This is a genomic window from Williamsia maris (genome assembly GCF_024171815.1).
GTDB lineage: Bacteria > Actinomycetota > Actinomycetes > Mycobacteriales > Mycobacteriaceae > Williamsia_A > Williamsia_A maris.
Window position 1 is genome coordinate 87,953 of the sequence record NZ_JAMTCJ010000002.1, and the last position, 12,969, is coordinate 100,921.

Annotated in this window: 14 protein-coding genes; 9 read left to right on the forward strand and 5 right to left on the reverse strand. The window is 69.7% G+C overall.

From position 1 onward, the window contains the following. Positions 1 to 42 precede the first annotated feature (42 nt). Genes LX13_RS07280 through LX13_RS07290 form a run of 3 tightly spaced genes read left to right on the forward strand, consistent with a single transcriptional unit; the run spans position 43 to position 3,334 of the window. Entirely contained in the window at positions 43 to 978 is a 936-nt protein-coding gene (locus LX13_RS07280; protein WP_308214717.1) for a WcbI family polysaccharide biosynthesis putative acetyltransferase, read from the forward strand. Further along, positions 975 to 1,973: a glycosyltransferase family protein gene (locus LX13_RS07285; protein ID WP_253660685.1), complete on the forward strand. Its 999-nt coding sequence runs from the start codon at positions 975 to 977 to the stop codon at positions 1,971 to 1,973. Before LX13_RS07280 ends, LX13_RS07285 begins: the two co-directional genes overlap by 4 nt. Then, positions 1,970 to 3,334, forward strand: coding sequence for a glycosyltransferase (locus tag LX13_RS07290; protein WP_253660686.1), 1,365 nt, complete (start codon positions 1,970 to 1,972; stop codon positions 3,332 to 3,334). Before LX13_RS07285 ends, LX13_RS07290 begins: the two co-directional genes overlap by 4 nt. A 9-nt stretch (positions 3,335 to 3,343) precedes the next feature. On the opposite strand, the gene LX13_RS07295 is transcribed toward LX13_RS07290, so the two are convergent. After that, the gene (locus tag LX13_RS07295; RefSeq protein WP_308214718.1) at positions 3,344 to 4,003 is read right to left on the reverse strand and encodes an SRPBCC family protein; all 660 of its coding nucleotides are present in this window, start codon (positions 4,001 to 4,003) and stop codon (positions 3,344 to 3,346) included. Positions 4,004 to 4,145: 142 nt separating this feature from the next. Here LX13_RS07295 and LX13_RS07300 point away from each other — a divergent pair, with 142 nt between their 5' ends. From LX13_RS07300 to LX13_RS07310, 3 genes are all read left to right on the forward strand, one after another. Further along, positions 4,146 to 5,651, forward strand: coding sequence for a bifunctional phosphatase PAP2/diacylglycerol kinase family protein (locus LX13_RS07300; protein ID WP_253660687.1), 1,506 nt, complete (start codon positions 4,146 to 4,148; stop codon positions 5,649 to 5,651). A 36-nt stretch (positions 5,652 to 5,687) separates the two neighbouring features. Further along, entirely contained in the window at positions 5,688 to 6,239 is a 552-nt protein-coding gene (locus tag LX13_RS07305) for a TetR/AcrR family transcriptional regulator (RefSeq protein ID WP_253660688.1), read from the forward strand. Between the two features lie 115 nt (positions 6,240 to 6,354). Then, a complete protein-coding gene (locus LX13_RS07310) occupies positions 6,355 to 7,956 on the forward strand; it encodes a GMC oxidoreductase (protein ID WP_253660689.1) in 1,602 nt (533 codons plus the stop codon). Between the two features lie 4 nt (positions 7,957 to 7,960). On the opposite strand, the gene LX13_RS07315 is transcribed toward LX13_RS07310, so the two are convergent. After that, positions 7,961 to 8,827 carry an SDR family NAD(P)-dependent oxidoreductase gene (locus tag LX13_RS07315; RefSeq protein WP_372499894.1) on the reverse strand — a complete coding sequence of 289 codons (867 nt, stop codon included), beginning with the start codon at positions 8,825 to 8,827 and terminating at the stop codon, positions 7,961 to 7,963. An 87-nt stretch (positions 8,828 to 8,914) separates the two neighbouring features. On the opposite strand from LX13_RS07315, the gene LX13_RS07320 reads away from it, so the two are divergent. Continuing rightward, positions 8,915 to 9,493: a TetR/AcrR family transcriptional regulator gene (locus LX13_RS07320; protein WP_253660691.1), complete on the forward strand. Its 579-nt coding sequence runs from the start codon at positions 8,915 to 8,917 to the stop codon at positions 9,491 to 9,493. Between the two features lie 33 nt (positions 9,494 to 9,526). On the opposite strand, the gene LX13_RS07325 is transcribed toward LX13_RS07320, so the two are convergent. Continuing rightward, positions 9,527 to 10,393, reverse strand: coding sequence for an SGNH/GDSL hydrolase family protein (locus LX13_RS07325; RefSeq protein WP_253660692.1), 867 nt, complete (start codon positions 10,391 to 10,393; stop codon positions 9,527 to 9,529). 38 nt (positions 10,394 to 10,431) lie between these two features. Continuing rightward, complete coding sequence (locus LX13_RS07330; RefSeq protein WP_253660693.1) at positions 10,432 to 10,641, reverse strand: hypothetical protein; 210 nt, start codon at positions 10,639 to 10,641, stop codon at positions 10,432 to 10,434. 82 nt (positions 10,642 to 10,723) lie between these two features. Here LX13_RS07330 and LX13_RS07335 point away from each other — a divergent pair, with 82 nt between their 5' ends. Next, positions 10,724 to 11,740, forward strand: coding sequence for a GlxA family transcriptional regulator (locus LX13_RS07335; RefSeq protein WP_253660694.1), 1,017 nt, complete (start codon positions 10,724 to 10,726; stop codon positions 11,738 to 11,740). Here the strand turns inward: LX13_RS07335 and LX13_RS07340 are convergent. After that, positions 11,674 to 12,174 (reverse strand): hypothetical protein, encoded by a 501-nt coding sequence (locus LX13_RS07340; protein ID WP_253660695.1) that lies wholly within the window; start codon positions 12,172 to 12,174, stop codon positions 11,674 to 11,676. The two genes, LX13_RS07335 and LX13_RS07340, sit on opposite strands and share 67 nt — an antisense overlap. A 168-nt stretch (positions 12,175 to 12,342) precedes the next feature. Between LX13_RS07340 and LX13_RS07345 the strand changes: the two genes are divergently transcribed. Next, the gene (locus tag LX13_RS07345; protein ID WP_253660696.1) at positions 12,343 to 12,966 is read left to right on the forward strand and encodes an AIM24 family protein; all 624 of its coding nucleotides are present in this window, start codon (positions 12,343 to 12,345) and stop codon (positions 12,964 to 12,966) included. The last annotated feature ends 3 nt before the right edge of the window (positions 12,967 to 12,969 follow it).

Below are 12,969 nucleotides of genomic sequence, written 5' to 3' on the forward strand. Positions count from 1 at the left end.
GTGATGTGGCGCGTGCGGGGCGACCCCGGCTACGTTGCGCTGGTGAGAACGGTGGACGGACGGACCCGGCATTACGGGGATTTCTACGGACTACCCGGCACGGATTCGGCCACTGCACCGCTGATGCTCGTCTGGGGTAATTGCCAGGCTGAGGCTGTGCGGACGCTGGTGAGTTCACCCCACGATACCCCCTACCAGACCGTCCGCGTGCCCCCGGTTCACGAGCTCGAGGCCGCCGACCTCCCGCACGTGGAACGGCTGCTGCGCCGGACCGCGGTCCTGGTGTCGCAGCCGGTGCGTGCGGGCTACCGATCGCTGCCCATCGGGACCGATGATCTGCGCGCGCTGCTCCCCGCCGGCGCCCAGGTGATCCGCTGGCCCGTCATCCGTTACGCCGGACTGCATCCGTTCCAGATCATCGTGCGACACCCGTCGGAGCCCAGCGCGGTGCCCGCGGGGGTGCCGTATCACGATCTGCGGACGGTTCTCGCAGTTGCGCAGGGACACAACGAGTCCGACCCGTGGGACGTCGAGGTGACCGACGAGAACCTGCGCCGCGCAGCCGATCTGAGTGTCTCCGAGCTGGTCCGGCGCGAGCACCGCGACACCGACGTCGCCATCTCCGACGTCCTCGCCCCGGCCGGTCGGCACGCGGCGCACACCATCAACCACCCGGGCAACATGGTGCTCGTCGAGCTCGCACGCCGGATCCTCGATGCGGCCGGTGTCGACGGCGCGGTGCGCGAGCCGGATCGGGTTCTGCTCGGCGGGGTCCGCGCGCCGCTGGACCCCCGGGTGCTGCGGGCACTCGGACTCGACGGACCGCCGGTCCCGCACTGGGTGGTCGACGGTGTCGATCTCGATCCCGACGAGGTCCATCGCGTCCACATGCGGTGGTATGCGGAGCATCCGGAGTTCATCGATGCGGCGTTGACCCGCCACGACGAACGGATACGCGTGCTGGGTCTCGCGTCATGACGCCGACGGTCTGCCACGTGATCGTGGGCCCGCGTCGGCACGGCGTCGTGCGGCACGCGATGGCCACGGCCGCGGTCGTCGGCGGGCCCGTGGTCATCGCCGACGACATCGCCGAACTGCGCGGGCGATCCATCCCGGACGCCGAACGGATACACATACATTTCACCGACCGCCTCTTCGGGGCCACCGCGACGCTGGGGGCCGACGAATTCGTCTCGCTCACAAACGCGTTGGACCGACCGGTGTCGGCCACGCTGCACGACGTACCGCAGCCGTCCGACGGGCACGCTTTCGCTATGCGCGTCGCGGCGTACCGGCGGGTGATCGACGCGGTCGACGGGGTCGTCGTCTCCAGCGACCACGAGCGCACCCTGCTCGCCGACCACACCGATCGCCGTGGTGTCGACGTCATCCCCCTGGCCCTCGACCGCGCCCCGACACCGCCGGGCGAGCGAGCACCGACCCGCCCCGTGGTCGGAGTGCTCGGGTTCATCTATCCGGGCAAGGGACACGCGGAGATCATCGAGGCCCTGGGCGGCGCCGACGCCGACCTCGGCCTGCTCGCCCTGGGCGCGGTGGCCGACGGACACGAGGACATGATCGCCGACCTGACCACCCGGGCGGCCGATGTCGACGTCGCGTTCGAGACCACGGGCTTCGTCCCCGACACCGCCCTGGAGGCGGCCCTGCGGTCGGTCGCCGTGCCCGTGGCGTTCCACCGACATCTGTCCGCGTCGGCCTCGATCAACACGTGGATCGAGGCCGGGCGCAGGCCACTGGTCCCCCGCAACCGCTACACCGCCGAGATCGAGGCCGACTCGCCCGGCGTGCTGTGGCTGCATGGTGACTCCGTGGGCGATCTCCGCGACGCCATCGCCCGGGCCGCGGCCGAGCCGGAGCTGACCTGGGTGGCCGACGACGTCGTCGTGTTCCCCTCGTCGGAGCAGGTCGCCGCGATGTACCGCGCACGGTTCGACGCCTGGTCACGCCGATGAACGATCCTTTGTCGCTGCCGGGCGGCCACTGGGTCGTCCCGGGCAATCGGTGGGATCTCGTGCCCGACGAGCCCCGGCCGCCCGCCACGGTCACCGTGGTCGTCCCCCACTACCGGCAGCAGGCGCAGCTGGACCGATTGCTCGAGGCGCTGACGCTGCAGACCCACCCGGCGTCACTGCTGCAGGTGGTCATCGCCGACGACGGTTCGCCCACCCCGCCCGATGTCGGGGCGTACCGGGATCGGCTGGATCTGACGGTGGTGCGTCAGGCCGACCATGGCTTCCGCGCGGCCGCCGCCCGGAACCTCGGGGCGTCGGCGGCGGACGGAGAGATCCTGTGTTTCCTCGACGCCGACACCGTCCCCGAACCCGCCTACGTCGAGAACGCCACCCGCCTGCCCGCGGCGGTGCCCGATGCCCTGACCGTCGGCCGACGGCGACACGCGGATCTGACCGGCTGGGACCCGACGGACCTGCGCGCCTGGTTCAGCGAGGGCGCCGATGCTCCGCCGGAGCTGACCGAGCCCGGCTGGCTGCGCGATGCCTATGCCGGCTCACGCGATCTGCTCGACGCCGACCGACGCTCGTATCGCTTCATCATCAGTGCCGTGATGACTTGTGCGCGTTCGTTGTTCGACGAGGTGGGTCGATTCGAGGAGTCCTTCACCTCGTACGGGGGCGAGGACTGGGAGTTCGCGCATCGCGCCTTCGATGCGGGTGCGGTGTTCGCCCACGTCCGCGACGCCGTCGCGTGGCACGACGGCCCGGACTGGGCCGAACGCACCGGCGAGGACCGCCAGGACAAGAACCTCGAGGCGATGGCCCTGGCTCCGCTGGTCACCGATCCGGCCGCCCGCACCCACGGGGTCGTCTACGCCGTGCCCCAGACCGTCGCGATCGTGGACACCACGGACCACTCGGCCGCGTCGCTTCTCGTCACGGTCGGGTCGCTGGTGACAAGCGGGGACACCCAGGTGTGGATCAGTGGCCCCGACGCGGCGGCGCTACGTGCGCAGTGGGGTGACGTCGACGCCCGCATCCACGTCGGGGTCCCCGAGAACACCCGGCGCAGTCGGTTCGTCGTCGAGGTCCGCGGGCGGGTCCGGCTCGGTCCCGGATCGCTCGACCGCCTCATCGACCTCGTCGACAGCACCGACGTCGGACGGGTCGTGGTCGGGGCCCAGGACGCACCGGCGCTCACCCTGACCACCTCACGGTCGGCGGCCCGGGCCCGTCGATGGGCGGGCACGCTCGACGTCGACACCGACGACCTGGCCGACGATCTGTTCGGTACCGCGGTCGTCGGACCGGCGGATGTCGACATCAGCGACGTGGAGTTGCACCCGCGACTGGCGTGGTGAGCCGCGACGTCAGGACTCGGCGGCCTTCTTGAGCGCGGCCAACGTGGTGGCGATGTTGCGGCGCTGGAACTCCGGGAACGTGGTCCCGCGGGTAACTATCCGGTCGAACACCTCGACGGCCGGTCGGGGCCAGCGCGTCCGGTCGTCGGTCCACTCCTCGGTGATCCGGGTCCCGCCGTCGGGCAGCGGGTCGAAGCGGTACTCCCACGACGCGTTCGGTGCCTGCAGCCGCGGCTTCTTCACCCCGATGGCGTGGACGCGGAAGGCGAACCGCTCCGCCGGATCCGCCGCGGTCACCGTGCACAGCGTCACCCACCGGGCCCCATTGCGCAGGTTGCGACCCTGGAACCGCATGCCGACGAAGGCCTCGCCGTCGGCGGCGGGGTCGAGGATGCGGGCGCCGCGGTTCTCCGGGCTCCACTCGCCCATGCGGGTGGGGTCGCTGACCATCGCATAGAGGTCGCCGGGTGAGCGCGCGACGTCGATCGAGTCGGAGACCTGCATGACGCGCCGCCGCGCGAGATCACCCGAGGGCGGGTCGGGGACGGTGGCGTCGTGGTCGTCGCGCAGGACCGCGAACACGAAGGTCTTGAGGCAGCGCAGGAGCCACACCCCGAAGACCGTGGCCAGGGTCATGGTCGCCACCGAGCGGCGCAGCCGATAGTGCATGAGACCGACGGTAACGCACAGACGCCCCGCCACGCCGTCGACTACGGTGGCGGCAGACGTCGTGGGCATCACCTTCTCCCGCCCCGACACAGATGCATCACAGTGCGGCCGCCGGGCCTCCAGGAGAGCAGGTACGACACCGATGGCCAGGAGCAGTCCCCGACCATCCGCTCGCCTGCAGACGTGGTTCAGCGCCACCGACCACGCCCTGTTCGACGCGGTCGCGCACTCCGACAACCCCGTTCTCGACGAACCGATGCGGCGCCTCACCCGCTCGGCGAACCACTCGAAGCTGTGGATGGGTGTCGCCGCGGCACTGTGGGTGTTCGGCAGCCGGTCCGCGCGTCGCGGCGCGGTCCGCGGGATGGCGAGCCTCGCGGCGACCTCACTGGTCACCAACCAGGGCGCGAAGCGGCTGCGGTGGCGGTCGCGGCCGGTCGCCGGGTCGGTCCCGCGAGCGCGCATCGTGCGCACCCCCACGTCGAGTTCGATGCCGTCGGGGCACTCGGCCAGCGCCGCGGCGTTCGCGGTCGGCGTGGCCGCGGAGAACCGGACGCTCGGGCTCGCGCTCGCACCGCTCGCCGGCCTGGTCGGGTTGTCCCGCGTGGCCACCGGCGCGCACTACCCCGGCGACGTCGCGGTGGGCTTCGGCATCGGCGCGGGCATCGCGCTGGGACTGGCCCGGATGCATCCCACCGACGACGAGGACCACCGGCCGCCCACCCCGGAGTCGACTCGCGTGCCCGTGCCGCCGCGTCCCGACGGCGAGGGCGTCGTCCTGGTGGTCAATCCCGCGTCCGGTGGCGGAACCGGCGAACGCATCATCGACAAGGTCCGCCGGTCGCTGCCCGCGGCCGAGATCGTCACCATCGGATCCGGCGACGACGTGGAGGCGATCCTGCGATCGGCGGCCGCCCGGGCCGACGTCATCGCGATCGGCGGCGGCGACGGGTCGGTGGCCACGGCCGCGGCGATCGCCCTCGACACCGACACCCCGCTGGCGGTCTTCCCAGGCGGGACGTTCAACCACTTCGCCCGCGACATCGGGTGTCCGACCATCGCCGAGACGGTCTCGGCGATCGAACGCGGCACCGCCGCCTACGTCGACGTCATCCGACTCAACGGGTCCGCCGTCATCGTCAACACCGCGAGCATCGGCGCCTACCCGCGGTTCGTCCGGACCCGCGAGCGGCTCGAGCACACGATCGGCAAACCGTTGGCCAGTGTCTACGCGACCCTGTCCACGGTCCGACGTGAGCGGCCGGTGCGGATCTCGTTCAACGGCACCACCGCACGGACGTCACTGCTGTTCGTGGGCAACTCGCAGTACCGGTCCGGCGGGTTCGCGCCCACGCAGCGGTTCACCCTCGACGACGGACTGCTCGACGTGCGGGTGATCGATGTGGACCATCGGTTCGCCACGACGCGCATCCTGGCCGCGCTCGCGGTCGGCCGGATCGAGCGCAGCGCGCTCTACCACCGCTTCGAGGTCCCGGAGTTCACGGTCACCTCCCTCGACGGCCAGACCCTGGTGGCCCACGACGGCGAGGTCGGCGACTACCTGCGCACGGCACACTTCGAGATCGTGTCCCGCTCGCTCGCGGTCTACCGTCCGCTCCCCGTCCCCGACGACACCGGCGGGACGTAGTCGCGACGCCGTGTCGGCGTGGTCGATGATGAACACATGAGATCGCGGCAGAAGGTCCTCGACGCGACCGTCGAGATCATCGAGTCCGAGGGGTTCGACGCCGTCTCCATCGCCGCGGTCGCGAACCGGGCGGGCGTGTCCCGACAGACCGTCTACTCGATCTTCGGCACCCGTGAGGACCTGGTCTCGCAGGCCGTCGTCGGGCTTGCGCTGACTGCTCTCGGCGACATCACGCTGCGACTCGAGGCGACCACCACCCCGTTCGACTACATCGTGGAACTGCTCGTCGCCGGGCGGGGCGCCGTGCGCGCACACCCCGTCCTCGCCACATTGCTCGATCCGGGCCGAGCGAACCCCTTCTTCGACGACGGCATGATGGACCGCGCGAAACCCGTTGCGCGCCAGATCCTCGAGCCCATGGCCGCCCGGCACCCGGACGTCGCGCCGGAGCTCGACAGTCTCGTCGACATCGTCCTGCGGCTCGGGGTGTCGGTCATCCTGTTCGACGACGAGACCGTGCACACCGACGTCGCGCTGCGCCGCTTCCTGACGCGGTGGTTGCTGCCCGCGATGACCGCGAACGGCTGACCAGCCGCCCGTCGCAAATATTGACACTTAACCCCCAGACTGTCTAGTTTTAGTCCGTCCGTGACGTGCCTCACCATCTGGTGCGCAGCCTTCTCGTCGTGAGATCGGGGATCCCTTGTCAGTGACCACACGCCGCTCGTTCCTGACCGGCGCGGCCGCAGCGGGTCTGGCCGCCACGGCCGCCCCATCGCTCGCCCACGCCGCCACCACCGGCATCGCCGCGCAGGTCGATCGTGTCCGCACCACCCGTGAGGAGCATCGGGTGGTCGTCGTGGGATCAGGGTTCGGCGGCGGCGTGACGGCGCTGCGCCTGGCCCAGGCCGGTGTCGACGTCCTCGTCCTGGAGCGCGGGAACCGTTGGCGCACAGGGCCCGACGCCAACACCTTCGCCACACCCCTCAACCCCGACAAGCGCATCCTCTGGTACAAATCCGCCCCCACGCTGTTCGGTCGGCCGGTCGCACTCGAGCCGTACACCGGGCTGATCGAGGCGGTGCCGGGCGAGAACATGACCGCACTGTGCGCGGCCGGCGTCGGTGGCGGGTCGCTCGTCTACCAGGGCATGACGCTGCAGCCGTCGGAGGCGGTGTTCAACTCGCACTTCCCGCAGGCGCTCGACTACGAGCGGATGGCACGCGTCCACTACCCGCGGGTGGCCCGGATGCTGCAGCTCGAGGTCGCCCCGGACGAACTCATCCGGACACCGAACTACAAGGCGCCCAGGGTGTTCGCACAACGCGCCCGCCGCGCGGGTCTGCCGGTGTCGAAGATCCCGATGCCGATCGACTGGAACTACGCCCTCGACGAGATCCGCGGGAAGATGAAGCCGTCCTACACCGACGGGTCCGGCGCTCTCGGGGTCAACAACGGCGGCAAACACAGTGTCGACGTCACCTACATCGCCCAGGCCGAGGCCACCGGACGGGTCACCGTGGCCACCCGCCACCACGTCACCGACGTCGAGCGCGCGAAAGACGGCCGGTGGATCGTCCACGTCGACCGCATCGACACCTCGGGGCGGGTCCTGGAGAACAAGATCCTGACCACCCCCACCCTGGTCATGGCGGCCGGCACCATGAACACCACCAAGCTCCTCATGCGCGCATCGGCGAAGGGCCAGATCCCGGACATGCCTGACGATCTCGGCCGCGGGTGGGGCAGCAACGCCGACCGCATCTACCTGTGGACCGACTTCGCCGACGACTTCGGCGCGGTCCAGGGTGGGCCGGTGGTGTTCGGAAGCCTGGACTGGAAGGACCCGTCGTCGGCGATCACCGTCATCCAGGCCTCGATCCCGTCGTTCGGCGTCGACGCCCACAGCACGATGATGGTCGGGTACGGCGTCAGCGATGCCCGCGGTCGTTTCGTCTACAACTCGTCGTCCGACGACGCGACACTGCGGTGGCCCAAGGAGGGCGACCACGTCATCCAGAACCGGCGCATCGGACCCACGGTGCGTTCGATCGCCGGACCCGCGAGCACCCTGGTCGACACCAATCTGCTGTTCCCCTCGACCTGGCATCCGTTGGGCGGGGCCAACATGGGCGCGGTCTGCGACCTCGAGGGACGCGTCAAGGGACAGAAGGGCCTCTACGTGCTCGACGGCGCATTGATGCCCGGCAACTCCGGCGCGTGCAACCCGTCGATGACCATCGCCGCAGTGGCCGAACGCGCCCTCGACGAGATCGTCGCCACCGATGTCGGGACGATCATCTGAGGTCTCAGCCCGCTGAAGACCCCAGCGGATCGAGGTGCTCGGCGGTGGCGTCGTCGGCCGTGGTCGACACGCTCAGTTCCGCCCACTGCTCGTCTGACGCGAGCAACGCCCGCCCGGCCGCGGTCGCGTAGGTGTAGGCGTCTTGGCCGACCAGCAAACGCAGTGGGGGCTGGTCCATCTCGGCGATACGCAACACCAGCGATGCCACCTTGTCGGGGTCGCTCGCCATCGTTGCGCCCTCGTGCATCTGCGCTGACGCGCCCACGGTCGCCTGATAGTCGGGGCCGATGGGATCCACCCGCATCGACGATCCGGCCCAGTCGGTCCGCATGCCGCCCGGCTCGAGGACGGTGACCTTGATGCCGAGCGGAGAGACCTCGGTGGCGAGGACTGACGAGAAGCCGCCCACCGCCCACTTCGAGGTCTGGTAGGCGCCGAGTCCCGGTGTGGCGAGACGCCCACCGACAGAGGAGATCTGGATGACGTGGCCGGAACGTTGCCTGCGGAGTACCGGTAGCGCAGCCCTGGTGACGTTGACGACTCCGAACAGATTGGTCGCCACCTGTTCCCGAAAGTCGCCTGCGTCGACCTCCTCGATGCTCGCGATGTTGGCGTACCCGGCGTTGTTCACGACCACGTCCAGACCGCCGAACGAATCCACCGCGGTGGCCACTGCTGCGCGAGCAGCCGCCGCGTCGGTGACGTCCAACGCCACCACCCGCAGTCGATCGCCGTGTGCCGCCGCGAGGTCGTCGAGGTGTGCGATCGAACGAACGCCCGCGACCACCGAATGGCCCGACTCCAGCGCCGCCGAGGTGATCGATCGACCGAGTCCACGCGATGCACCGGTCACCAGAAAAACCGTCATGATCTTCTCCTATCAACTAACTGTTCGTTTGATAACGACGGTAGACCCGAAGGCGCGAGTTGGCAACCAGACGGTTGATAAGATCGCGGCATGTCCCCCGGCACCACTCGCGATCCCGCCTCCACGCAGCGGCGACTACTCGAGGCCGGGCGTGACGAATTCGCCGCCGTCGGCGTCGCCGGAGCACGGGTCGACCGAATCGCTGCCGCGGCCCGAAGCAACAAAGCGCAGATCTATCACTACTTCGACAGCAAGGACGGCCTGTTCGACGCCGTCTTCGACCAGATGTGTCGCGAGACCCTGGACGAGGTCCCGATCGATCCGGCCGACCTCCCGGAGTACGCGGGCCGACTCCACGACTCCTACCGGCGCCGGCCGTGGGTGCAACGTCTGGCGACCTGGCACCGGCTGGAACGAGGTGCCGACGCCGCGCTCGAGGTGGTGATCGCGAGCAACACCGCAAAGATCGAATCGGTGGCGCGGGCGCAGTCGGACGGGCTGCTACCGACGACGTTCACCGCCGCCGAACTCCTCGGTCTGGTCATTCATCTGTCCGGGTTCTGGGAGTCCAACGTGCGGGAGTACGACGCGCTCGTCACCGATGTCGGAGTGGCCCGTCGCCGCGAGGTCGTCGTCGCCGCGGTTGCCGCGCTTGTCGGCGCACGCTGACGCCGTCAGACCCGTAGCCCGTCGATCGCCAGGTCAGCGACGGTTGATCGCAGCCAGGACCTGCGTCGCGATCGCGCGCTCACCGCGTGCGTTCGGATGGGCCGGGATGATCTGCGTGGTACCGAGAATCGGCTCGACGTAGCGAACACCCGGCGGCGTGCAGGCCGTGTGCCCGACCGACGCCGGGGCCATGTCGACGAACGTCGCACCGGTGGCCTCCGCGGCTCGGCGCACCGCGAGATTCAACGCGTCGGCGACGCTGCGGACATACGGCGTGTCACCGGGGGCGATCAGGAAGCCGGCCGAGCAGTTCCCGGAGCGCGGGAACACCGACGGATAACCGACCACGAGGATCCGCGCCCGGGGCGCCTTGGCGCGGATCGCCCGCAGTCCTCGCGTCAACGCGGGTTGTGTCCGGGCCGCGATCGGGGCGATCAGCGACTGTCCGTACTGCCGACGACAGGGATCGGCGACGCCCCGGGCGTTCAGCGCGGCACGGATACAGGCCTGCAGCGTCCCGCCGAACGTCCCGGAGTCGTTGCCACCCATCATCACGGTGATGATGTCGGTGGTCGGGCGGACCGCGTTCAGTTGCGCCTGCGTGCCGGCGATCCCGGCCTGCGGGCCGTAGAAGTCGGCCGTGCGCGCCGAGCCGCAGCTCGCGTCGGTGAGCCGGTAGCCGCGGCGCGCGGCGACGATGTGCGAGAAGTTGTTCTGCGATCGTGCGCACTGCAACGGGGCTCCCGGCACCAGGGGCAGCACACCGGATCCGGCGCTGTAGCTGTCACCGAGGTTGGCGTACTCGATCGGTGCCGGCGCGGCCGCGGCCACCACCGGGGTGACCACCGAGAGGGCGAGGGCGCCGATTACGGCGGCGAACATCTGTCGGTGGAACAGCACGGGGAACTCCTGGCTTGGCCGGGCAGAGGCTTACCGGGTCATCGAAGCGCACTGCGACGTTGCGCCGCAACCACTTCGTCGGTTCTCGTCAGTATTGCCAGTTCTTCGCGGATCCGGCTGGAATCGGGGCCGAACTCGTGGTCGAAGCCGAATGGCACCCGAGGGAGGTGGGCGGTGTCGAGCTGGTTGCGGTAGACCGCGACAAAAGCGACGACGAGGACGGGGATGAGTATCACTGCGATGGTCATGTCAGAAACTATGCGATCAACGAGATCGCGCCACCAGTGGCAGCAAGGCCATTGATGACAAAGTTTCTGCCACACTGAGGTCATGTTGAGAACCGTCGCGGTGATCGTCCAAGAACCGGTGGCCCTGTTCGAGTACGGCGTCATCCACGAGGTCTTCGGCCTCGACCGCACCGACGACGGTGTCCCGCCGTTCGAGTTGCTGATCTGCTCCCCCACCCCCGGCGTACCGCTGAACAGCGGTAACGGTGCGTTCGTGATCGCGCCCCACCCACTGTCGGCGGCGCTGGGCGCTGATCTCGTCGCGATCCCGGGCGGGCCGGCCGAGAGCGAACACCTCCACGACGTGGTCGCGACGCTGCTCGAGGTCGTCGCCCGCGGTGGCCGTCTGCTGTCGGTGTGCACCGGCGCGTTCCTCATCGCGGCGACCGGCCTGCTCGACGGCAAGCGGTGCACGACGCACTGGAAGCACGGGGCGGCGCTCGCCGCGGCCTTCCCCGACACCATCGTCGACACCGACGTGCTGTTCGTCGACGAGTACCCGGTGATCACCAGCGCGGGGACCGCGGCGGGGATCGACGCCTGCCTGCACCTGGTGCGCGAAGAACACGGACCGGCCGTGGCCAACGCGATCGCCCGGCGGATGGTGGTGCCGCCCCATCGCGACGGAGGACAGCGGCAGTACGTCGCCGCACCCGTCCCGGACTGCTCCACCGACGGCTTCGGGGCCGTGCTCACCTGGATGCTGGAGAACCTCGACACCGACATCACCGTCGGTGACCTCGCCCGGCGGGCGCACATGTCGGCCCGCACCTTCGCGCGGCGCTTCGCCGACGAGGTGGGGACCAGCCCGCACCGCTGGCTCACCGAACAGCGGGTCCTCCACGCCCGAAACCTGTTGGAGTCGAACGACATCGGTATCGAGGACGTGGCGGCACGCGTCGGATTCGGATCCGCCACCCTGCTCCGCCACCACTTCAGCGCCGCAGTCGGTGTGTCACCGACCGCCTATCGGCGCCGTTTCGGGTGCCCGGATCAGTCGGTCTCGGCCGAGCCCGTCGACGCGGGGTCGGAGCTCGTCGACTGGGGATCGTCGGCGTAGGGGTCCTCGAAAGAGATCCGGGGCAGACTCGTCGCGGCGTACACGGCGAGCACCAGGAGCACGAGGAACGCGATCGCGAAGATCACCGCGAACGCGACCAGCAGGTAGAACACGACGTCATAAAGCGCTCCGTCGACGGGCTCGGCCGCCAGCAGACCGACCGTCGACAACACCGCGCCCAGGAACGCCCAGGCGGCCGCGGTCACGCGCGGCGACACCGTCGACACCCCGAAAAGTCGCTGGTAGATCCGCGTCTCGAACTCGTCGACCGCGGCCAGTCGGACCGGATCGCCCCCGGCCAGATCACGCAGCCGGGACGCGAGCGCCGCCTCGCGATCGAGACGCGAGCCCTCCTGCCGTCGATATCCGACGTACCCGACGATCGCCACCACCGTCGCCACGATCCCGACGGCCACCACCACTGAGCTGTTCACGCCAGCCACCGTACCGGTATCCGACCAAGCGCTCGGTCAAGTCCCTCTGGTGGCCGTGTACGGCCCGAAATGCACCGTTGACCTCCACGAGCAGGGAGATGCTTCTACGATGTCCTCGAAATACGGTGTATCGAACATCACCGAGCGCGGCGGACGTCAGGAGCAGCGATGGGCGAGCTGGTCGAGCATTCGAAACGGATCGTCGAGGCGCGTCTCGGCAACAGTTCGGTTCGGGCCATCTCCGGGTCGATGGTGGCCTATCAGGGCACGGTGGCGTTCAAGTCGGCCGGTTTCGGCGGCGGCTCCGGCGTCCTGGCCGGCCTCAAGCAGCGCGCCACCGGCGAGAGTCTGTCGCTGATGGAGTGCAGCGGATCCGGGGTGGTGCACCTGGCCGTCAACGGGCAGTACGTCAGCGTGCTGCAGCTGAACAACGAGACCATCCAGGTCGAGTCGCAGCAACTGCTCGCCATGGCAGGCAATCTGCAGACCAACGTCACGTTCGCCGGCCTCGGCGGGATGAGCAGCGGTCAGGGGTTGTTCACCACCACGGTCACCGGCGTCGGGCAGGTCGCGCTGCTGTCGGCGGGCGGACCGCTGATCCACCTCGAGGTGAACCCGAACCTGCCGCTGGTGGTCGACCCCGACGCGTTCGTCTCGGCCAAAGGCCAACTGCAGCAGTCGTTCGTCACCGATGTCAGCTGGCGCGACATGGTCGGCGCAGGCGGCGGCGAGGCGTTCTCGCTGCGCTGGCAGGGCTCCGGGGTCGTGTCCATCCAGCCGGCGGAACGGTGAGTG